At 49.0% G+C, this 518-nt stretch carries 1 protein-coding gene; it reads left to right on the forward strand.

What is annotated here, in order from left to right; all coding sequences use genetic code 11:
- Positions 1-497: alpha-hydroxy-acid oxidizing protein (locus ACFIK0_RS09950; RefSeq protein WP_375663995.1), on the forward strand; the 497-nt coding region annotated here is incomplete at its 5' end.
- Between the last annotated feature and the right edge of the window lie 21 nt (positions 498-518).

Here is a 518-nt window from a genome sequence, read left to right on the forward strand (position 1 = left end):
CAGTCATCGTCAAGGAAGTCGGCTTCGGAATGGACCAAGAAGCGATCAAGCAGCTCCACCAAATGGGAGTCCAATATGTCAATATTTCTGGCCGTGGCGGCACTAACTTTGCCCGGATCGAAGATCGCCGCAATCACCAGACATCATTTGCGGATCTTCATAATTGGGGACAGACTACGCCTGAAAGCCTCTTAGAAGCCCGTCAGGCTCATTTAGAAGATCTAACGGTAGTTTCATCTGGTGGCATTTGCACGCCCTTAGACGTCATTAAGAGTGGTGTGTTGGGGGCCAGTGCGGTCGGCGTCGCTGGCTACTTCCTCCAGATCTTACAAACCGATGGAATGGAGCGATTAGATCAAATCATTAATCAATGGTGTCAAGAACTCCCTCGCCTCCTCACCTTGCTGGGCTGTCAGTCATTTGCTGAATTACAATCGCAACCATTTGTCTTGCACGGTCAAACTTATGAATATGCTCAACAACGCCACTTGCTGTAAAGGAGAAGCTTTATGCGTCAC

This window comes from Bartonella sp. CL63NXGY, assembly GCF_042194905.1.
GTDB lineage: Bacteria > Pseudomonadota > Alphaproteobacteria > Rhizobiales > Rhizobiaceae > Bartonella.